19 protein-coding genes are annotated in these 22400 nt (G+C 46.2%); 16 read left to right on the top strand and 3 right to left on the bottom strand.

What is annotated here, in order from left to right:
• Positions 1–15: 15 nt before the first annotated feature.
• Both CHL74_RS07475 and CHL74_RS07470 read right to left on the bottom strand, forming a co-directional pair.
• Complete coding sequence (locus CHL74_RS07475) at positions 16–1479, bottom strand: oligosaccharide flippase family protein (protein ID WP_094880541.1); 1464 nt, start codon at positions 1477–1479, stop codon at positions 16–18.
• Positions 1480–1549: 70 nt separating this feature from the next.
• Positions 1550–2191 carry a TetR/AcrR family transcriptional regulator gene (locus CHL74_RS07470; RefSeq protein ID WP_094880540.1) on the bottom strand — a complete coding sequence of 214 codons (642 nt, stop codon included), beginning with the start codon at positions 2189–2191 and terminating at the stop codon, positions 1550–1552.
• A gap of 213 nt (positions 2192–2404) precedes the next feature.
• Between CHL74_RS07470 and CHL74_RS07465 the strand changes: the two genes are divergently transcribed.
• From CHL74_RS07465 to CHL74_RS07450, 4 genes are all read left to right on the top strand, one after another.
• Positions 2405–4699, top strand: a complete 2295-nt coding sequence (locus CHL74_RS07465; protein ID WP_094880539.1) for an NADP-dependent malic enzyme — start codon at positions 2405–2407, stop codon at positions 4697–4699.
• A 92-nt stretch (positions 4700–4791) separates the two neighbouring features.
• Positions 4792–5643, top strand: coding sequence for a 4-(cytidine 5'-diphospho)-2-C-methyl-D-erythritol kinase (gene ispE, locus CHL74_RS07460; protein WP_094880538.1), 852 nt, complete (start codon positions 4792–4794; stop codon positions 5641–5643).
• A 15-nt stretch (positions 5644–5658) separates the two neighbouring features.
• Positions 5659–6186, top strand: coding sequence for an NUDIX hydrolase (locus CHL74_RS07455; protein WP_094880537.1), 528 nt, complete (start codon positions 5659–5661; stop codon positions 6184–6186).
• Positions 6161–7489: a YihY/virulence factor BrkB family protein gene (locus CHL74_RS07450; protein ID WP_094880536.1), complete on the top strand. Its 1329-nt coding sequence runs from the start codon at positions 6161–6163 to the stop codon at positions 7487–7489. The genes CHL74_RS07455 and CHL74_RS07450 overlap by 26 nt, the downstream gene beginning before the upstream one ends.
• A gap of 19 nt (positions 7490–7508) precedes the next feature.
• Here CHL74_RS07450 and CHL74_RS07445 read toward each other — a convergent pair whose 3' ends face one another.
• On the bottom strand, positions 7509–8267 hold the full coding sequence (locus tag CHL74_RS07445) for a DUF5715 family protein (RefSeq protein ID WP_441339044.1): 759 nt from the start codon (positions 8265–8267) through the stop codon (positions 7509–7511).
• A gap of 197 nt (positions 8268–8464) precedes the next feature.
• On the opposite strand from CHL74_RS07445, the gene CHL74_RS07440 reads away from it, so the two are divergent.
• From CHL74_RS07440 to CHL74_RS07385, 12 genes are all read left to right on the top strand, one after another.
• A complete protein-coding gene (locus CHL74_RS07440; RefSeq protein WP_094880534.1) occupies positions 8465–9427 on the top strand; it encodes a PhoH family protein in 963 nt (320 codons plus the stop codon).
• Positions 9428–9460: 33 nt separating this feature from the next.
• Entirely contained in the window at positions 9461–10411 is a 951-nt protein-coding gene (locus CHL74_RS07435) for a phosphoribosylaminoimidazolesuccinocarboxamide synthase (protein ID WP_094880533.1), read from the top strand.
• Between the two features lie 79 nt (positions 10412–10490).
• On the top strand, positions 10491–11228 hold the full coding sequence (gene ubiE / locus CHL74_RS07430; RefSeq protein ID WP_094880532.1) for a bifunctional demethylmenaquinone methyltransferase/2-methoxy-6-polyprenyl-1,4-benzoquinol methylase UbiE: 738 nt from the start codon (positions 10491–10493) through the stop codon (positions 11226–11228).
• Between the two features lie 27 nt (positions 11229–11255).
• Positions 11256–12008: a shikimate dehydrogenase family protein gene (locus tag CHL74_RS07425; protein WP_094880531.1), complete on the top strand. Its 753-nt coding sequence runs from the start codon at positions 11256–11258 to the stop codon at positions 12006–12008.
• A 71-nt stretch (positions 12009–12079) separates the two neighbouring features.
• Positions 12080–13228 carry an AIR synthase-related protein gene (locus CHL74_RS07420; RefSeq protein WP_441339045.1) on the top strand — a complete coding sequence of 383 codons (1149 nt, stop codon included), beginning with the start codon at positions 12080–12082 and terminating at the stop codon, positions 13226–13228.
• A 53-nt stretch (positions 13229–13281) separates the two neighbouring features.
• Positions 13282–14394 carry a peptide chain release factor 1 gene (gene prfA, locus CHL74_RS07415; RefSeq protein WP_094880530.1) on the top strand — a complete coding sequence of 371 codons (1113 nt, stop codon included), beginning with the start codon at positions 13282–13284 and terminating at the stop codon, positions 14392–14394.
• A gap of 21 nt (positions 14395–14415) precedes the next feature.
• Positions 14416–15243, top strand: a complete 828-nt coding sequence (gene pyrF, locus CHL74_RS07410; protein ID WP_094880529.1) for an orotidine-5'-phosphate decarboxylase — start codon at positions 14416–14418, stop codon at positions 15241–15243.
• Between the two features lie 188 nt (positions 15244–15431).
• Complete coding sequence (lpxD, locus tag CHL74_RS07405; RefSeq protein ID WP_094880528.1) at positions 15432–16466, top strand: UDP-3-O-(3-hydroxymyristoyl)glucosamine N-acyltransferase; 1035 nt, start codon at positions 15432–15434, stop codon at positions 16464–16466.
• Between the two features lie 44 nt (positions 16467–16510).
• Positions 16511–17896: a bifunctional UDP-3-O-[3-hydroxymyristoyl] N-acetylglucosamine deacetylase/3-hydroxyacyl-ACP dehydratase gene (locus tag CHL74_RS07400; RefSeq protein ID WP_094880527.1), complete on the top strand. Its 1386-nt coding sequence runs from the start codon at positions 16511–16513 to the stop codon at positions 17894–17896.
• Positions 17897–17920: 24 nt separating this feature from the next.
• Positions 17921–18691: an acyl-ACP--UDP-N-acetylglucosamine O-acyltransferase gene (gene lpxA / locus CHL74_RS07395; RefSeq protein WP_094880526.1), complete on the top strand. Its 771-nt coding sequence runs from the start codon at positions 17921–17923 to the stop codon at positions 18689–18691.
• A 122-nt stretch (positions 18692–18813) separates the two neighbouring features.
• Entirely contained in the window at positions 18814–19722 is a 909-nt protein-coding gene (gene miaA, locus CHL74_RS07390; protein ID WP_094880525.1) for a tRNA (adenosine(37)-N6)-dimethylallyltransferase MiaA, read from the top strand.
• A gap of 81 nt (positions 19723–19803) precedes the next feature.
• Positions 19804–22290: a transglycosylase domain-containing protein gene (locus CHL74_RS07385; protein WP_094880524.1), complete on the top strand. Its 2487-nt coding sequence runs from the start codon at positions 19804–19806 to the stop codon at positions 22288–22290.
• Positions 22291–22400: the final 110 nt, after the last annotated feature.

Raw genomic sequence — 22400 nt, 5'->3', positions numbered from 1 at the left:
CACACAAGGAGAAGCCTATCTCTTGAATCGCCTTCTCAGTCCTTCGATAATGTCAGACTTTTTCCTTAAAAGTCGCATGGAGAATATGGCTGAGAGGGCGAAAAGAATGAGGCCTGACGCCCAATAACCCAAAGGATTGTCAATCCATGTGCAAGCGTATGCCAAAACACCAAATAGCACCTGCACGGAGACAATCCTTACAACCTTATGTGAGAAGGCGTAACGGAAACGTGCACGATAAAAGCCGACAACGAGAAGTAACTCGGAAAAGTTGGCAACTGTCATGCCTACGCCGATACCGAAAAGCCCTCCAAGAATATAGCCTATGACCACAGAGGCGAAAAGCATAACGTAACTGAGCGTCTCAACAGTAATGTAGGCAAACGAGTCTTTACGTGACAACGAGATGTACTCAACGGGAAGGAAGAGTGCACGAGCATAAAGCGACAGCACAGCCACCTGCAGCATACGAAGAACCGGGAGGAACTTGGAGCTGAAAAGAAGCGGAAGCAGAACTGGCACAAAGACGATGAAAGCTACAAGCAACGGGGCAAGAAGCAGAACCGAAACCTCTATCTGACGGTTTACGACGGCATTGAACTGACGACCTACGTCAGGAACTGCCGAGAGACGAGGATAATAATCGGTCTCCATGGACGTGAAGACGGTGCCGGCATAGGTGACAAGAATCATGTACGCGGCATTATAGAGACCAACGGTCTCGACGTCAGACATAGCACTAAGGCTGGAACGGATGGCAAACTCCGTAATACTACCGATGACACCACCCGCTATAAAGGCGATGCCAAGACGCACGAATCGATAGCCCTCGCAGAACATACCACGAAAGCGCCAGGGATATTCACGGAAAGAATAGAAGAGCACGATGGCTGCCTGAGCCAATGCCACAAGCACAAGCACGGGAACGACGCCACGTATGCCATAAAAATAATATAGCGGAACAGTGATGACAAGCGAGGCTATAAGGCTGTAGACAGACGACTTGACGAGCTTGTGAATCTTACGCGTGGCTTTAAGAAGAGCTGTCTCGCCCGCAGCAAGAGTGGCGAACGCCACGGCAGGCGAAAGCAGAACAATGTGCCACGTATAGTCGCTGGAAGAAAAAGCCAACTGGCTGATGAACGAACTGAGGACAACACACAGCACCATGCCCACCAAAGCCGTACAGAGCGTCCAACGACGAAACACGGAAACAAGACGTTCAAGAACAGAACGGTCTGTATCCTCGTACGCCTTAGAGAGTTCGCGAACGGCGCTGACGGGCAGTCCGAGATTGGTGATATCGCCAAGGAGCTTTATGGTGGATGTGAAAAGAGCCACGAGTCCCATGCCGGCAGGACCTATAAAGAGCGCCACAAACTTGTTGCGCAAAAGTCCTATCAGCACGTTGAAGCCCTGCATTCCACCAAAGACGATGGTAGACTTGAGTATATGTGAATAAACGTTTGGTTTTTCCATTATATATTCTTAACGTAACAATACAGCTTTTATTACATCAGAACATAAAAATAAAAAAACAAAGATGCCTTTATTGAGGCAGAGTTTCGTGGTCAAGGAAGTGATCAAGGAGCTTAATGCCCTCCGCGGTACACAAACCACGGATGTTGAGGAGAATGACGTTATGGAAGATATGCTTGAGGTCATACTCATTATACATCTGCTCCTTCATAACCGTCTCCATAGCGGCACTTCCAAGACGCAGCATTATATTATAGTCGACATCAGCACGGAAATATCCCTCACGTACGCCTCTCGTGAAGAAGTCGAGAGCATATGAACGACGTACGGCATGCAGCCTGTCAAGATAAGCCATCACCTGTGCATATTTGTGAAGATCTGTGAAGAACATAGGGGAAGCGCTGGAAAGATAACCCACCTGGCGCTTGTAGAACTCGATAATGATGTCGATGACGGTGTGTGAAGAGTCAAGAGAGTAAGCAGTCATATGACAGTCATACTCCTCTTCCTTGAGACGAACTCCTTCCAAAAGCAGTTCTTCTTTATTACTATAAATCTCATAAAGAGTGCGCTTGGAGATACCGAGAGAATTGGCAATATCGTCCATTCTCACCGACTTGACACCGTGGATGAGAAACTCATGCATGGAACTCGTAAGAATCTTTTCCTTGAGTTCCTGCTTGTATGCGGTTTGGGGATTGTCCTTATACATTTATATATTATAAACTTCTATATATTAATTCTAAACTTCTTTTAACTTTCGTGACTTCTATACTGAACGCAAAAGTACAAAAAACTAATGAGTCTGCAATAGTTTTTCGTGAATTTATGAAATATTTAAACGAAAAAGAGTAACTTTGCGAGACATATACAAACATCCCCTAATAATGAGCAATTCAGAAGAAACCTATATAATCTCGAAGAAATGGTAAAGATAACAAAAGAAAACGCTCTCCATTATCATCAGAGCGGACGCCCCGGAAAAATTGAGGTGAAGCCGACAAAGCCTTACCAAACACAAACCGACCTCAGTCTGGCTTACTCGCCTGGCGTGGCATTCCCATGCCTGGAGATTCAGCAGAATCCGGACGACGTGTATAAATACACGGATAAGGGCAACCTCGTGGCCGTAATCTCCAACGGTACGGCTGTTTTAGGACTTGGCGACATCGGCGCGATGAGCGGCAAGCCCGTAATGGAGGGCAAAGGCCTGCTCTTCAAGATTTACGGAGGCATTGACGTCTTCGACATAGAGGTGGCTGAGAAAGACCCCGAGAAGTTCTGCGAGACCGTGGAGAAGATTGCCCCGACATTCGGCGGCATCAACCTTGAGGACATCAAAGCCCCTGAGTGTTTCTACATAGAGGAGCGTCTGAAGCGCACCCTCGACATTCCCGTCATGCACGACGATCAGCACGGCACAGCTATTATCTCGGCAGCTGGACTGAAGAACGCACTAGAGGTTGCCGGAAAAGACATTGAAAAGGTAAAGATTGTTGTGAACGGCGCAGGAGCCGCTGCCATCAGCTGCACCAAGCTGTACGTGGCACTTGGAGCCAAAGTGGAGAACATCATCATGCTCGACTCAAAGGGCGTAATAACAGCCGACCGTCCCAATCTTACCGAACAGAAGAAGATGTTCGCTACGACTCGTACAGACGTACACACCCTGGAGGAGGCTATTAACGGCGCTGATGTCTTCGTAGGACTCTCGAAGGGCAACGTGCTGTCGCAGGCTATGATTCGCTCAATGGCAGAAAACCCTATTGTCTTCGCACTCGCCAATCCTGTTCCAGAGATTAGCTATGAGGATGCCATGGCAAGCCGCCCCGACGTACTGATGTCTACCGGACGTAGTGACTATCCCAACCAGATAAACAACGTCATCGGTTTCCCTTACATCTTCAGAGGTGCGCTTGACGTACATGCCAAGGCTATCAACGAGGAGATGAAGATGGCAGCCGTGCACGCTATCGCTGACCTTGCAAAGCAGCCCGTACCCGATATCGTTAATGAGGTTTATCATGTTAACGACCTCGCTTTCGGACCGAAATATTTCATACCGAAACCCGTGGATCCGCGACTCATCACAGAGGTGAGTGCCGCAGTTGCCAAGGCTGCCATCGAGAGCGGCGTGGCACGCAAGACCATTACAGATTGGGACGCATACAAGAAGAACCTTATGGTGCTGCTCGGTCAGGAGACAAAGCTGACACGCAACCTACACAACACAGCCCGCATGCATCCACAGCGCATCGTCTTCGCAGAGGGTGCTCACCCGTCAATGATGAAGGCTGCAGTACAGGCAAAGACAGAGGGTATCTGCTTCCCTATCCTGCTTGGAAATCCCGACCGTCTACGTCGTGTGGCTGAGCGTCTGAAGCTCAATCTTGACGGCATAGAGCTGATAGACATGCGTGCAGACCAAGAGCAGGGACGCCGCGCCACTTACGCCAAGCACCTTGCCAAGAAGCGTGCACGTCAGGGCTATACCTTCGAGGAGGCATACGACAAGATGTACGAGCGTAACTACTTCGGCATGATGATGGTGGAGACGGGTGATGCTGACGCATTCATCACTGGTCTTTACACGAAATACTCGAACACCATCAAGGTGGCTAAAGAAGTGATTGGCATCCGCAAGGAGTATAACACCTTCGCCACTATGCACATCCTGAACACCAGCAAGGGCGTATTCTACCTTGCCGACACACTCATCAACCGCCATCCGGACAAGAGCGTACTCGTGGACATCGCCAAGCTGACAGCCCATACCGTGAAGTTCTTCAACGAGGAACCGCGCATGGCAATGATAAGCTACTCTAACTTCGGAACCGACGAGGTGGGAAGCCCAGTCTGTGTGCATGAGGCTGTGGAGCAGCTGCAGAACCAGTATCCTGACCTTATCATCGACGGTGAGATGCAGGTGAACTTCGCCCTGAACAAGGAGCTGCGTGACGACAAATATCCTTTCACACGTCTCAAGGGCAAGGATGTCAACACCCTCGTATTCCCCAATATGAGCAGTGCACAGGCAAGCTACAAGCTGCTGCAAGCCATTGACCCGGACGCCGAGATTATCGGCCCGATTCAGATGGGTCTGAACAAGCCTATCCACTTTACAGACTTCGAGAGCTCCGTACGCGACATCGTGAACATCACAGCCGTGGCAGCCATCGACGCCTACGTGGATAAGATAAAGAAACAGGACACTATTTAAAATATCCGAAACATTCAAGAGAGGGTGTGTCAAAATATTTTGACACACCCTCTTATTAAATTATATAAAAAACCTCACCCTACGACCAAATCATGATAGACTTTCCTTGTGCCAAGATAAACCTTGGACTAAACATAGTGGAACGACGTGCTGACGGATATCACAACCTTCAGACAGTCTTTTTCCCTATCCCAATATGCGATGCTCTGGAGATAAAGTTGATGGACCCGAAGTTTCCTTCCGTATCCAACTGCGATCTGAAGGTAACTGGAGAGAATGCAAACTGCGACGAAGCAGACAACCTTGTGGTAAAGGCGTACAACCTTATAGCCTCGGAACGAGCTATTCCACGTGTACATGCCCACCTTTATAAGCATATCCCCATGCAAGCTGGAATGGGAGGCGGTTCGAGCGACGCCGCTTACATGATCAGACTCCTTGACGAACGCTTCAACCTGGACATGGGAAACGCCGTAATGGAGGCATACGCAGCAAGACTGGGAGCAGACTGTCCCTTCTTCATAACGGCAGAACCAGCTTACGCAGAGGGCATAGGCGAAATACTGTCGCCAGTAAAGATTTACGGAGACAACATAAAGGGATATAAGATGGTTGTGGTGAAGCCAACTGTAGCCGTCTCCACAAAAGAGGCTTTCTCACGTATCAAGCCACATAGCCCACAGTATTGCTGCCGAGACGTTGTGGCACGTCCTGTGGAGGAATGGAAGACAATGCTGACAAACGACTTCGAAGAAAGCGTGTTCGGACTATATCCTGAAGTGGGAGCCATAAAAGAACGCCTGTATGAGGAAGGAGCACTTTATGCTCAGATGAGCGGTAGCGGCAGCTCGGTATTCGGCATATTCAGCCCCAACGCAAAGATAAGCAAAGAGGACGCAGAGAAAATATTTGAAGGTAGCCGCACGTACGTAATGACTGTATAAAAAAAATATTATCATATGGACAACAAGAACGAACTGTTCCCCATAGTGGACACGGAAGGAAACGTCATCGGATCTATATTGCGATCAGAAGCGCATAACGGATCGAAAATACTCCATCCCGTTGTTCATCTGCATGTGTTCAACTCGAAGGGCGAGCTATTTCTTCAGCATCGTCCTGCATGGAAGGACATTCAGCCAGACAAATGGGACACAGCCTGCGGAGGCCATATCGACTATGGTGAAAGCGTGGACAAAGCTCTGCAACGCGAGGTAAAGGAAGAATTAGGCATGACTGATTACGAGCCAAAATTCATAAAGAGATACGTCTTCGAAAGCCAAAGAGAGAAAGAGATGGTGAACGTCTTCTATACGGTATACAACGGCAAAGTGAGTCCTTCGGAAGGCGAATTGGACGGAGGACGATTCTGGACGATGAACGAAATAAACGACAATCTTGGGAACGGCACATTCACACCCAACTTCGAAAACGAATACAACACAATACTAAAACCATTCTATGAAGATATCGAATTTCTCGTTTAAAAAGATAAGCTCGTTTCTGAAGGACGGCATATGGCACGTTGAGAGAAACGAGGTGGGACCGATAGGATATTTTGCTCTTAACGTGGCACGCAAACTCATTCTCGCAATAGAGTTTACTACGGAACGCAGAATAACAAGTGCGGCATGCGCCCTAACCTACTCCACCCTCCTCGCCATCGTGCCCATCCTTGCCGTGGTTTTCGCAATAGCAAGAGGATTCGGATATAATAAATACATAGAAATATGGTTCAGAGATGCATTGTCAAGCCAACCTCAGGTTGCTGACATTATAGTGGGGTTCGTCAACTCATATCTGGTGCATACACAACGTGGCGTCTTCCTTGGTGTCGGACTTGTCTTTATGCTATTTACTGTGATAATGCTTATCCGCAACATAGAGGAGACATTCAACGACATCTGGCAGGTAAAGAAGCCACGTAGCGTATTCAGAACCATAACGGACTATACGTCAATGTTTCTGCTTATGCCAATAATAATAGTGGTGACATCAGGTATAAGCATCTTCTTCGCCACTATATTCAAGAATATAGAAGACACTATGGTTATAGGTCCACTCATGGAGTGTATGCTCCATGTGCTCCCCTACGCCATAATGTCAGCAATATTCACTGCCCTGTATGTATTTATGCCTAACACAAAGGTAAAGATAAGTTGTGCCATAGCTCCAGGCATAATCTCGGGCGTGGCAATGCAGGGATTGCAGCTCGTATACATCAATTCTCAGATATGGGTGAGCAGCTACAACGCCATTTACGGTTCGTTCGCCGCCTTGCCATTATTCATGCTTTGGGTGCAAATATCATGGCTAATCTGCCTGTTCGGTGCCGAGCTATGCTACGCCAACCAGAACATGGAAGACTATGCCTTCAAGGCACGGACAAGCGACCTCAGTCACAAGGACATGTTGGGAATGTGTATACTCCTCGCAAGCAAGATATGCAAGAGATTTGCGGAAGGCAAGAAGCCTTATACAGCCCTGAAGCTGAAGATGGAGACAAGGCTGCCGATAAGAATTGTGAACGAACTACTGTTCTGCATGACAAAGGTGGGAATACTTAACGAAACGGCTTGCCGAGACAAGGACGACATCGTAAGTTTCCAACCAGCAGAATGTCTGAGCAGACTGTCTGTAGGAATGCTCATAGAAAGAATGGAAAGAGAAGGCAACTGGACACCTGGCATAGACTGCAAGACAGAACTGACAGAAGCATGGAAGACAGTGGCTGCCTCGTATGCAGAATACCTGGAAACACAGAAAAAGGTGCTATTAAAAGACTTATAACAGAGACCCTTAAACGATATTACTTCACGGTAATATGGAAGCAGCCTTGCTTAACCTCATACTTAACGAGACATCTTTCTTCACGCCTTTTATCGTTTAGCACCTCGCTTAGAATCCACTTCAAAGAGTCGTTGCGAACCTTGCGTCGTGCAGGACCTTCGGGATCCTCAACAGTCTTGTAACGATTATAGCATATATCGAAGGTGGTGCCATAGAGATGGCATGAGTTTTCGGTGGCATTTCCGTTATGACTGCGAAGTTTTGCAACGTCAGCCTTACTACGCAATACAGACGTAACGATAATCTTATGTAAAGGAATGCCCTTGATCTGAAGACTATCAAAGAAGGAATGTCCTATGTCCTGCAGAAGTTCTGCTGCTCTCGGTACAAGGTACGGGATGCTGCTTTTCAACTTGTCGACATGATAGAAAGGATTGCTGCCGACATACACCAGTTCTGACTTGCGTTTCTCTGCGTCGGCACGATCAATAACAGCCTTAACGCCATGCTTGTTGGCAGCAAGCAACTGTACGTCATTCTGGTCAGGAAAGGTATTACCAAAATGAGGAACGCTATAAATGCGGTTCTTCACCAGCGAACCATCCTCGTTGAAGAAGCGTGACTTGCCATTATACTTATATGACTGTACAACGGGCAGGCTCTCAACATCATTAGCCAGCTGAATACTGTCAGTTTTCTGTATCATAGAAGAGTCTGCATCGGTCTTTGTTGTAAGTTCAGGACCTTCGGCGATGGTAGGAAATACGCATCGAACCATAGCCAAAACCACCACTCCAATGGATAAATATTGTAAGTATCTTTTTTGTCTGAAATTCATAATGAGTGCAAAGTTACAGAAAGTATCTCGAAAAAACACGGAGATAAAGCCACTTTTCTTTGTTTTCGCGTTAAGAAATGTTTGTGTTGTCCACGATTTTCACTAACTTTGCAGCCAAAACATAGCTTATAGGAATTTTGATTGAGAAGCATATTATATTAGAGGATATTGACCCGATGGTATTCTATGGTGTGAACAACTCACATCTGCAGATGATAAGGTCTCTTTTCCCGAAACTTCGCATCGTAGCACGTAACAACGTGATAAGGGTGCTGGGCGACGAGGAAGAAATGGCATCATTCGAAGAAAAGATAGAGAAGATGCGCCTACATGTGCTGAAGTACAATAATATCGGCGAAGAGGATATCCTGGACATAGTAAAAAGTCGACAGACAAAACGCGACGCCGTGAAAGGCGTAATCGTGTATAACATATCAGGCAAGCCCATAAAATGCAAGAGCGAAAACCAGCAGCAACTGGTGGACGCGTACGAGAAAAACGACATGGTGTTTGCCACAGGACCTGCTGGAACGGGAAAAACATACCTCAGCATAGCTCTGGCTGTAAGAGCGCTCAAAGAGAAGACAGCGAGAAAGATAATTCTGTCAAGACCTGCCGTAGAAGCCGGAGAGAAACTGGGATTTCTCCCAGGAGACATGAAGGAAAAGATTGATCCGTATCTGCAACCTTTGTATGATGCTCTCGGCGATATGCTCCCTGCCGTAAAGCTGCAAGACATGATGGAGAAGAACATCATACAAATTGCACCATTGGCATTTATGCGAGGACGTACGCTGAGCGATGCTGTGGTGATTCTGGACGAGGCCCAAAACACAACACCAGCACAGCTGCGCATGTTCCTTACAAGAATGGGATGGGACACGAAGATGATCATTACCGGAGACATGACCCAGATTGACCTTCCAAGAGGACAACGAAGCGGACTGTCAGAGGCGCTGCAAATACTGAAAGACGTGGAAGGCATAGGTTTCGTGGAACTTAACAAAAAGGACATAGTACGACACAAACTCGTTACACGTATCGTAAACGCCTACGAGTCACACGACGACAAAGAGAAAGAAAACAAGGAGAAAGATTGACGGATTCACAAACAAAAATAACATATTATTAATATGAAAGCACTTACAAAGACCGATTTTCATTTTGAAGGGCAGAAAAGCGTATACCATGGCAAGGTACGCGACGTGTATGACATCAACGACGACGTAATCGTCATGGTGGCAACAGACAGAATATCAGCATTCGACGTTATTCTGCCAAAGGGCATCCCATTCAAGGGACAAGTGTTGAACCAGATTGCAGCCAAGTTCCTGGATGCAACTACGGACATATGCCCCAACTGGAAACTTGCCACTCCAGACCCTATGGTTACGGTAGGCTTAAAATGTGAAGGATTCCGTGTGGAGATGATCATTCGCTCCATACTTACAGGATCAGCATGGCGTGCTTACAAGGAAGGATGCCGCGAACTCTGCGGCGTGAAGCTTCCTGAAGGCATGAAGGAGAACCAGCGCTTCCCCGAACCCATCATCACTCCGACAACAAAGGCTGACGAAGGCCATGACATGAACATCTCAAAGGAAGAAATCATCGCACAGGGCATTGTAAGCGCTGAGGACTATGCTGTTATGGAAGACTATACACGCAAGATCTTTGCACGTGGTCAGGAGATGGCAGCAAAGCGCGGTCTGATTCTCGTAGACACCAAGTACGAGTTCGGCAAGCGTGACGGCAAGGTATACCTCATCGATGAGATTCATACTCCCGACTCATCACGCTACTTCTATGCTGACGGCTATGAAGAGAAGTTTGAGAAGGGTCTGCCGCAGAAGCAGCTCTCAAAGGAGTTTGTCCGCCAGTGGCTTATCGAGCATGACTTTATGAACGAGCCTGGACAGACTATGCCGGAGATTACAGACGAGTACGCAGAAAGCGTAAGCGAAAGATACATAGAGCTGTATGAACACATCACAGGCGAGAAGTTTGACAAGACTGCTGAGGAAGGTGACATCGCCAAGCGCATAGAGAAGAACGTGTCAGAATATCTGGCTACAAGAAAATAAAACAATAAAACACAAGGGGTATGCCGAATAACTACTGTTGATCCGGCATATCCCGTATGTTGTATATATAGCACCGGAAATGCCATACAAACAAGAAGAGATAAAGCCCTATAACAATGAAGAGGAAAAGGGCGTCCAGGTGGAGCAAATGTTTGACAATATCGCCCACTCATACGACAAACTGAACCACAGACTGTCATGGAACATCGACAAGCTTTGGAGAAACAAAGCCCTTAAAAGACTGAAGCCATACAGTCCGCAAAGAATGCTCGACATCGCAACGGGAACAGGCGACTTCGCCATTCAGGCAACCAAGACGCTGAATCCCAAGGAACTTGTCGGCGTGGACATAAGCGAAGGCATGATGGAGGTGGGAAGAAAGAAGATTGCCCAACTGGGAATGGATGGTGTGGTGTCGTTCAAGAGAGACGACTGTATGAATCTTTCGTTCGAGGACGAGAGTTTTGACGCTGTGACAGCAGCCTTTGGCATCAGAAACTTCGGCGACCTGGAGAAGGGTCTGGCAGAAATGCTGAGAGTGCTCAAGACCGGTGGACATCTGTGTATTGTGGAACTGACCACTCCCGTAAGATTCCCAATGCGACAGTTGTTTAAGATTTACTCACATACAGTTCTGCCAATATATGGCAGACTGATATCAAAAGACAAGACAGCATACAACTATCTAACAGCTACTATAGAAGCCTTTCCGCAGGGAGAAACAATGGTTAAAATCCTGAAGAAGATTGGCTATTCTAAAGCGACCTTCCGCAGGATGACATTCGGAATATGTACGATGTACATAGCGGAGAAATAACATTATAACATTTTAACAAGGCTCATTATGGACAAATACGGACTTATCGGATTTCCTTTGGGACACTCGTTCTCCAGAAATTTCTTTAACGAGAAGTTTGAGAATGAAGGCATTAAAGCCAAATACATCAACTTTGAGATTCCGCAGATAGAGGATCTTCCTGAGATTCTCGCCTCAAATCCAGAGTTGAAAGGACTGAACGTGACCATACCTTACAAGCAGAAGGTTATGGCATACCTTGACGAACTGAGTCCGGAGGCAAAAGCCATTGGTGCCGTGAATGTCATAAGAGTGAGCCACAAGGGTAAGGATGTGGTGCTGAAAGGATTTAACAGCGACGTGATTGGCTTCACAAGAAGTATTGAACCGATGCTTGAACCTGCACACAAGAAAGCCCTGATATTAGGCACCGGCGGCGCGTCAAAAGCCATAGAGTACGGTCTGAAGACACTCGGCCTTGAAACGCTGTTCGTAAGCCGCACAAAAAAAGAGAACACGATAACGTACGAAGAGGTTACACCTGAAATTATAAAGGAATATAACGTCATTGTCAATTGCACCCCGCTCGGAATGTACCCTAAAGCAGACACCTGCCCAGACATACCATACGAGGCGATGGACGGACACACCATTCTGTACGACCTTATATACAACCCCGACGAAACATTATTCCTGACAAAGGGAGCCAAGTACGGCGCCACAACGAAGAACGGATTGGAGATGTTGCTCCTTCAAGCATTCGCAAGCTGGGAATTCTGGAACGATACAGACAATATGTAAATACAATAATTGATAACAGAAAAGTTTATATAAACAAACATAACAACATGATGGACAATTCGAACAGATACATGATGCGCGGCGTAAGCGCGGCAAAAGAAGATGTGCACAATGCCATTAAGAACATTGACAAGGGTCTGTACCCACAAGCCTTCTGCAAAATAATCCCCGACATTCTCGGCGGTGACCCAGAATACTGCAACATCATGCACGCTGACGGTGCTGGAACAAAATCGTCACTTGCATATATGTACTGGAAAGAGACTGGCGATTTGAGCGTATGGAAAGGTGTAGCACAGGACGCCATCGTGATGAATACCGACGACCTGCTCTGCGTAGGAGCTGTTGACAACATTCTCGTATCAAGCACCATCGGCAGAAACAAGATGCTCGTCCCTGGAGAGGTTATCTCTGCCATCATAAACGGTACAGACGAACTTTTGGAAGACCTCCGCAAGATGGGCGTAGGTGTGTATGCCACCGGTGGTGAGACAGCTGATGTCGGCGACCTTGTACGTACCATCATCGTTGACTCTACAGTTACCTGCCGCATGAAGCGTAAGGACGTTATCAACAACGCCAATATCCGTCCTGGTGACGTAATCGTAGGACTCGCTTCCTTCGGCCAGGCTACATACGAGAAGCAGTATAACGGCGGTATGGGATCGAACGGTCTGACAAGTGCACGCCACGATGTATTCTCAAAGTACCTCGCTGAGAAATATCCCGAGAGCTACGATCATGCTGTACCCGAAGAATTGGTTTACAGCGGAAAGCTCCGTTTGGACGACAAGGTGGAAGGCTCGCCCATCAACGCAGGCCAGCTGGTGCTCTCCCCCACCCGTACTTACGCTCCTGTTATCAAGAAGCTTTTGGATGAAATGCGCGAGGATATTCACGGTATGGTTCATTGCACGGGTGGTGCTCAGACAAAGGTGCTCCATTTCGTAGGCGATAACTGCCGCGTTATCAAGGACAACATGTTCCCCGTTCCCCCACTCTTCAAGACCATTCAGGAGCAGAGTGGCACAGACTGGAAGGAGATGTACAAGGTGTTCAACATGGGTCATCGCATGGAAATCTACGTACGTCCGGAAGTGGCAGAGAAGGTTATCGCCCTCAGTAAGAGCTTCAATATAGACGCTCAGATTGTCGGCCATATAGAAGAAGGCAAGCGCTCGTTGCTCATCAAGTCCGAGTACGGAGAATTTGAATATTAATAAAACACTTCTACATATATCACCCCTGCAAAATATCAACATTAATTTGACAAATGGCAGAAAACAATAATATATTAGAGAAACTTGACGGACTGGAGGCACGTTATGAGGAAGTATCGACCCTCATAACCGACCCTTCTGTAATTGCCGACCAGCAGCGTTACGTGAAACTGACAAAGGAATATAAGGATCTTGAGGACATCATGAAACTTCGTCAGAAGTATATCAATTGTCTTAACGGTATCTCAGAGGCAAAGGATATCATCATGAACGAACAGGATGCGGATATGAAAGAGATGGCACGTGAAGAACTTGCTATAAACGAAGAGCTTCAGCCCAAACTCGAGGAAGAGATAAAGATTGCACTTGTGCCGAAAGACCCAGAGGACGCCAAGAACGTTCAGATGGAGATTCGTGCCGGTACGGGTGGTGACGAGGCTTGTCTCTTTGCAGGCGAGATATTCATGATGTATAAGAAGTATTGCGAGTCGAAGGGTTGGACCGTATCTGTCACAAGCGAGAGTGAAGGTGCCGTAGGCGGCTTCAAGGAAATCTGCTTTGCTGTAAGTGGCGACAACGTATACGGAACTTTGAAGTATGAGTCTGGTGTTCACCGCGTACAGCGTGTTCCTGTAACAGAATCAAATGGTCGTATGCAGACTTCTGCTGCTACCGTAGCTGTTCTTCCCGAGGCAGATCCGTTCGAGGTAAACATCAATGAGGGCGAAATCAAGTGGGATACATTCCGCTCTTCAGGTGCTGGTGGTCAGAACGTAAACAAGGTGGAGTCAGGTGTGCGTGCCCGCTATATGTGGAAGAATCCTAATACAGGCGAGGTGGAGGAAATCCTCATAGAATGTACCGAGACCCGCGACCAGCCAAAGAATAAGGAAAGAGCTCTTGCGCGCCTGCGTACATATATATATGATAAGGAGCACCAGAAGTATGTTGACGATATAGCAAACCGTCGCAAAACACTCGTCTCAACTGGCGACCGCTCCGCAAAGATCCGTACATACAACTTCCCGCAGGGGCGTGTCACCGACCATCGTATCGGCATGACCGTATATGACCTGCCCGGTTTCATGGGAGGCAACATCCAGCAGATGATTGATGCACTTACTGTAGCAGAGAATGCGGAAAAGATGAAAGAAAACGAATTGTAATTTTATAAAATACTAATCATTATGAACAGATCAGAATTAGTAAATCAGATAAAGACTAAGCGTACATTCCTTTGCGTGGGTTTGGACACAGACCTTAAGAAGGTGCCGCAGCACATCCTTAAAGAGGAAGATCCTATTTTCAGCTTCAACAAGGCCATCATCGACGCCACAGCCGACTATTGCGTAGCATATAAGCCGAACCTCGCTTTCTACGAGGCATTCGGCGTAAAGGGACTCATGGCTTTCGAAAAGACTGTAAAGTACCTCAAGGAAAACTATCCCAACCACTTCATCGTAGCAGATGCCAAGAGAGGTGACATCGGCAACACAAGTGCTATGTATGCTCGTACATTTTTTGAGGAGTATGACGTTGACTCATTGACCGTTGCTCCATATATGGGCGAGGACAGCGTTACACCTTTCCTCGGCTACGACGGAAAGTGGGTTATCGTACTGGCTCTTACAAGCAACAAGGGAAGCCATGACTTCCAGCTCACAGAAGACAAGGACGGCGAGCGCCTGTTCGAGAAAGTGCTCAAGACCTCAGCCAACTGGGGCAACAAGGACAACATGATGTACGTTGTGGGTGCCACTCAAGGTAAGATGTTTGAGGATATCCGTCGCATCGTGCCCGATCATTTCCTACTCGTTCCTGGTGTCGGCGCTCAGGGCGGTTCCCTGGAAGAGGTATGCAAGTACGGTATGAACAAGGAGTGCGGACTCCTGGTCAACAGTTCACGCGGCATCATATATGCTGCAAATGACGAGACTTTCGCTCAGACTGCAGCCGAAAAGGCAAAGGAACTGATGGAGCAGATGGATGCCGAGCTTAAAAAATACGGTATTTAAACCATTTGACAGTTGTATTACAACCATATTTCACCAAAAAGACGAAATATGTTTGGTTAAAATTCTTTATATGGATAAAATTGCTTATTTTTGCAAGTTAGATATTGGTAACGGCTCTAAAATGAATAATAACGGACGTAACTGACGTATCTACATTTCAGAATTAAGTAATTATAATATTCAGAATAATGGAATTTACAGCAGAACAAATAGCTGGCGTTATTGGCGGCAAGGTTGAAGGCGACGCCAATGCCTCCGTCTTTACTTTCGCAAAGATAGAAGAAGGAAAGAAAGGCGCAATATCATTCTTGTCTAATCCAAAGTATACGCACTATATATATGACACAGAATCGTCTATTGTTATAATAAACGAAGACGTGGAACTGGAGAAGCCGGCCAAAGCCACTCTCATACGTGTAAAGAATGCGTATGAGAGTATTGCCCAGCTTCTTCAGATATATGAAGCCAGCAAACCAAAGAAGACAGGTATAGCGTCTCAGGCATACATCGCAGAAACAGCAAAGATTGGTAAGGACTGTTATGTCGGACCATTCGCCTGCATTGGCGAGGGAAGTGTAATCGGTGACGGTTGTCAAATTTACCCGCATGCTGTAATAGGCGACAACGTACATATCGGCAACAACTGTATCATCTATCCTAATACTACCATCTATCAAGGTGTCAAGATAGGCAATAATGTCACACTTCATGCAGGTAGTGTTATTGGCGCTGATGGTTTCGGTTTCGCTCCCAATGCAGACGGATACGACAAGATTCCACAAATTGGCATCGTAACAATAGAAGACAATGTGGAAATCGGAGCCAACACCTGTGTTGACCGCTCAACAATGGGCACAACTCTCATCAAGAAGGGCGTTAAGCTCGACAATTTGGTGCAGGTGGCTCACAACGTGGAGATTGGCGAAAATACAGTCATGTCCGCTCAGGTGGGTATTGCTGGCAGCACAAAAGTGGGTTCTTGGTGTATGTTCGGTGGTCAGGTTGGCCTCGCAGGACACATTACCATTGGTGACAAGACATTCCTTGGTGCACAGTCTGGCGTACCAGGCAGTCTGAAGGGAGGCGAAGAGCTTATCGGTACACCACCAATGTCTCCACGTAGCTACTTCAAGTCACAAGCCATCTTCCGTCGCTTACCGGAAATGTATAAGGATTTGCAGAATATCAAGAAAGACCTGCAGAAGATAATGCCCCAGGAATAAGCATCTCGACTTTAAAACAATAAACTAATTAACAAAATAAGACCATGTCTAAACAAAAGACTCTGAAAGGCAGTTTTTCGCTCTGCGGAAAAGGACTTCACACAGGTTTAAGCCTTACGGTTACTTTCAACCCCGCACCCGAAAACTCAGGATATAAGATACAAAGAATTGACCTTGAAGGAATGCCCGTCATTCAAGCTATTGCCGAGAATGTTGTAGACACACAGCGTGGAACGGTACTTGGAAAGGGTGACATCCGCGTATCAACCATAGAACATGGTATGTCAGCCCTTTACGCTATGGGCATCGACAACTGTCTTATTCAGGTAAACGGCCCCGAATTCCCTATTCTTGACGGAAGTGCCGCCATGTATGTGGATAAGATCAATGAGGTTGGTTTTGAAGAACAGAATGCACCTAAGGACTGGTATATCATACGCCACAAAATAGAGGTAAAGGACGAGAAGACAGGATCGTGCATCACCATTCTTCCTGATGAGGATTTCTCTCTGACAGCGATGTGTTCATTCAACTCCAAATTCATCAACTCACAGTTTGCCTCTTTGGAGAAGACGGACGACTTTGCAAAAGAGATTGCTCCTGCACGTACCTTCGTTTTCGTTCGTGATATCGAACCCTTGCTTAAGGCCAACCTTATCAAGGGTGGCGACTTGGACAATGCCATAGTGATTTACGAACAGCAGACCACTCAGGAGCGCCTTGACGCTTTGGCAGACATGATTAAGGTGGAGCGTCGCGATGCAGAAGAACTCGGATATATACAGCACAAGCCTTTGGTTTGGGAAAACGAGTGTACACGTCATAAACTTCTTGATATTATTGGTGATATGGCTCTCATCGGCAAACCAATCAAGGGACGTATCATAGCCACCAGACCGGGTCATACCATCAACAATAAGTTCGCAAGACTTATGCGTCGCGAGATTCGCAAGCACGAAATTCAGGCGCCAATATACGATCCCAATGAGGAACCAGTATTTGACAATATCAAGATTCGCGAACTTCTCCCCCACCGCTATCCGATGCAACTTGTCGACAAGGTTATCTCACTTGGCGCTACAAGCATCGTCGGCGTGAAGAACATCACAGCCAACGAGCCTTTCTTCACTGGTCATTTTCCGCAGGAACCTGTAATGCCTGGCGTACTTCAGATTGAGGCAATGGCACAATGTGGAGGTCTTCTTGTTCTTAATACATTGGAAGAACCAGAGCGTTGGTCTACATACTTTATGAAGATAGACGACGTAAAATTCCGCAAGAAGGTAGTACCTGGCGACACATTGCTCTTCAAGGTGGAACTGCTCGCTCCTCTACGTCACGGAATATCCTCAATGAAGGGATACGTCTTTGTCGGAGACCATGTGGTTTCGGAGGCTACGTTTACGGCTCAGATAGTTAAAAACAAGTAAGAAGAATATAGAAGTCAAGAAAAGATGAATAATATAAGCCCCCTTGCATTTGTTCACCCTGAAGCAAAGTTGGGTGACAACAACCAAATTGGACCGTTCTGCTACATCGACAAAAATGTAGAGATTGGTGACAATAACACATTTCTTAACGGAGTGACTGTCCATTATGGTGCTCGTATTGGAAACAACAACGAGTTCTTTCCTGGAGCAAGCATCTCCACAAAGCCTCAGGACCTTAAGTTCCGTGGTGAAGACACACTTTGTTGTGTAGGCGACAACAACAGCATCCGTGAGAATGTCACACTCTCGCGCGGTACTGCATCAAAGGGCAAGACTGTTATCGGCAGCAACAATCTACTTATGGAGAGTATGCACGTCGGTCATGACTGCGTTCTTGGAAACGGTCTTATTATCGGCAACTCAACAAAGTTTGCAGGTGAAGTTGTGGTTGATGACAATGCCATTGTTTCGGCAAGTGTATTGTGCCATCAGTTCTGCCATATTGGTGGTTATGTAATGATTCAGGGAGGTTCACGCTTCAGTCAGGACATTCCTCCGTACATCATTGCAGGCAAGGAACCGACCAAGTATTGCGGTCTTAACCTTGTAGGTCTCAGACGTCGCGGATTCTCCAACGAGCTGATTGACCATATCCACAACGCCTACCGCTTGCTTTATTCTAAGGGAATACTCTCGGAAGGCATTCAGGAAGTGAAGAACAACCTGCAAATGACAAAGGAGATAAGCTACATTCTTGATTTCGTTGAGAATTCAAAGAGAGGTATTATTCGCTAAATTCCTTTCTAAATGACAATTGATGATGGGTGTGTCAAAACACTATAATTATTTGTTTTGACACACCCACATCTTTTATAAATATCCCAACCATCACATTACAGACATCCGCAACTATTTTGATGGAAAAAAAACTCATTGTTATTGTCGGTCCGACAGGTGTCGGAAAAACAGAACTGACACTCCGTATAGCAGAACACCTCGCAACACCTATCATAAACTCGGACTCAAGACAGATTTTCAAGGAGATTCCGATAGGTACAGCCGCGCCCACTAAGGAGCAGCAAAAGCGGGTGAAACACTATTTTGTCGGCAATCATTCCATTGATGATTATTACAGCGCTTCGATGTTTGAAAGCGACGTTATGAATTTGCTGACCAATAAGCTCTTCATAGATTCGCATATAGCACTTATGAGTGGCGGTTCGATGATGTATATTGATGCCGTATGTAATGGTATAGACGATATACCGACTATTGACGATCAGACACGCACATTAATGAAGCAAAGACTCGAAAACGAAGGACTTGAGAGATTGCAGGAAGAACTAAAAATGTTAGATCCTGAGCATTGGGCAATCGTAGACAAAAAGAATTATCGCCGTGTTGTTCACGCATTGGAGATATGCTACATGACTGGTAAGACATATACATCATTTCGTACAAACAAGAAGAAAACACGACCATTTGACGTAATAAAGATAGGACTCACACGAGACCGTGAGGAACTTTACTCACGCATTAACGAGCGAGTGTTAACAATGATGGATCAAGGACTTATAGAAGAAGCCATGTCTGTATACGACAAACGCAATCTTAATTCCTTAAACACCGTTGGTTTCAAGGAAACATTTGAGTTTCTTGACGGACTCACCACCATAGACCAAGCCATATTCAAGATTCAGAGCAATTCCAGAAAGTATTGCCGTAAGCAACAGACTTGGTTTAAGCGAGACGACACAATCAGATGGTTCCATCCCGACAACATTAAAGAAATCATAAATTATATAGACGACCGCTTATCAGACTAAAGTATTTTATTACTTTTGTAGATAATATTCTTAATTTGCATAAGTCAATAATCTTAATTTGCATAATAACACATTTAAAAGATGAAAAAAATCAAGCAAATTCTCATCTGGTGCCTAAACAAAGCCAAAGCTTTCTTTCCATGGTATCGCAGTTTATATCGTGGACGGGCATGGTACACTAAGACCGCTATTGGAATAGTATCGTGTATAGCAGCATTTTTTATTTATTTAGGAATGGTGGACATGAACTTCCTGTGGCTATTTGGCAAGTCACCAGGATTCTACACCATCATGAACCCCGAAACACACGAAGCGTCTGAGATATACAGCGAAGACGGCGTACTGATAGGAAAGTTCTTTAACGAGAATCGCACACCGGTGAAGTACGATGAAGTGAATCCCGCTTTTTGGGATGCTCTTATCGATACAGAGGATGAACGATTCTACAACCATATGGGTATTGACTTTAGGGGACTATTCGGTGCAGCCAAAGATGCCGTCCTTCATCACGACGCACGAGGCGCGTCTACTATTACACAGCAGTTAGCAAAGAACATGTTCCGAGTGCGTACCGACTATTCAACAGGACTCTTAGGTAAGATTCCTGGCGTTCGCATGCTGATAATGAAGAGCAAGGAATGGATTATTGCCACAAAGCTGGAGATGACGCATGACAAGAAGGAAATCATCACAATGTATGCTAATACCGTGGATTTCGGTTCTAACGCATTCGGCATCAAAACTGCTTCAAAGACATACTTCAATACCACTCCAAAAGAACTCACAACAGAGCAGGCTGCAGTACTCGTAGGTATGCTGAAGGCAACCACTTACTACAACCCCATCTCTAATCCCGAGAACTCACTCCGTCGTCGAAACGTTGTGCTTAACAATATGCGCAATCATGGACACCTTACAAAAGCTGAAACCGACTCGCTAAGCCAAATACCTATCAAGTTGAGCTATAGTGTGGAAAGCAATTATGATGGTGCAGCTTTGTATTTCCGCGAAGCATTATCGGCAGAACTCAAGACATGGTGTAAAGATAATGGCTATGATTTATACACATCAGGTCTGAAGATTTACACCACCATCGACTCCCGTATGCAGAAGTATGCCGAGGAAGCTGCAATCAAGCAGATGAAGCAGGTACAGCGCAACTTTAACAACCATTGGGGGAACCAAGATCCGTGGCAGGACGAGAATCACAAAGTCATACCAAACTTCATAGAAGGAATAGCACAGAAACAGCCTGTATATAAAAACTTGCTGGCACGCTTCCCGAATAATCCCGACTCCATTGAGTACTATCTCAACCGACCGCACAAAGTGAAGCTCTTCGATTATGAGAAGGGCACCATAGAGAAAGAGATGTCTACTATGGACTCCATCCGCTATATGGTTCACTTTATGCATTGTGCCTTTGTTGCCATGGAGCCACAGACAGGTGCTGTAAAGGCTTGGGTGGGCGACATCGATTTCAAGTCATGGAAATACGACAAGGTTACAGCTATGAGACAGCCTGGATCAACATTCAAGCTGTTTGTCTATACCGAGGCAATGAATCAGGGACTTACTCCTTGTGACAAGCGTCGCGACGAATATTTCTCTATGCAGGTGTTCGACAAGACCCAAAACAAGGAAGTGACATGGGCACCAACAAATGCAAACGGTTATTTTACAGGCGACTCCATACCATTGAAGGCGGCATTTGCAAGAAGTATCAATTCCGTTGCCGTGCGATTGGGTCAGGAAATGGGTATCAACAGAATTGCCGAAACAGCTCACAAGATGGGTATAGAAAGTCCACTTGACGAAACTCCTGCACTTGCTCTCGGCTCGAGCGACATCAATCTGCTGGAACTCGCAAATGCCTACTCCACAATCGCAAACGACGGAAAGTACGTGAAGCGCCAGCTCGTCACACGAATCCTTGACAGAAATGGCAAAGAGGTTTACAAGTCGAGCATTAGCGAAGAGCAGGTCATCCCCTACAAGAGTGCCTTCCTCATGCAGCAGTTGCTAATGGGCGGTACACACGAACCAGGCGGTACATCCATGAGCCTTAACGGTTACGTAGGAAACTTCCGCGATACAGACTGGGGAGGCAAAACAGGAACTTCTAACAACCACTCCGATGCATGGTTTATGGGTGTCAGTCCTAACCTTGTTGTAGGCGCATGGGTAGGAGGAGAATACAGATGTATCCACTTCCGTACCGGTGCTCTCGGACAAGGTTCACGTACAGCCCTTCCTATATGCGGTTATTTCCTTGAAGCAGTTCTTAAAGACCCTGCATTCTCTAAATACAGAGTAAAGTTTGGAAAGCCGAAGGATGCAGACATCACCTCTTCGATGTATAACTGTTCAAGTTATGCTCCACGTGCCAAGGCTGACACTTTGAGAAGAGACAGCATCTCTATAGAGGAAGAGATTATCCTTGATGAGGATGGCAATCCCGTAGAGCGCCAGCATCCGACAAAATCCTCTTCCAACGAAGAGAAGTCTGAGCCGGCTGCAACGCATAAGAAAGCAAAAGAAGAAGCTGTCAACTTTGACAACTTGTAATCACAAAATGACACGTACATGAACGAAAGGGTGTGCCAAGCTATACAAAAAATGAGGAATTGTCTTTCCTTCCATTTATAAAGCTTGGCACACCCTTTCTTGCGTTTAAT

The organism is Prevotella sp. 885 (assembly GCF_002265625.1).
GTDB lineage: Bacteria > Bacteroidota > Bacteroidia > Bacteroidales > Bacteroidaceae > Prevotella.
This window is presented reverse-complemented; position numbering and strand designations above follow the sequence as displayed.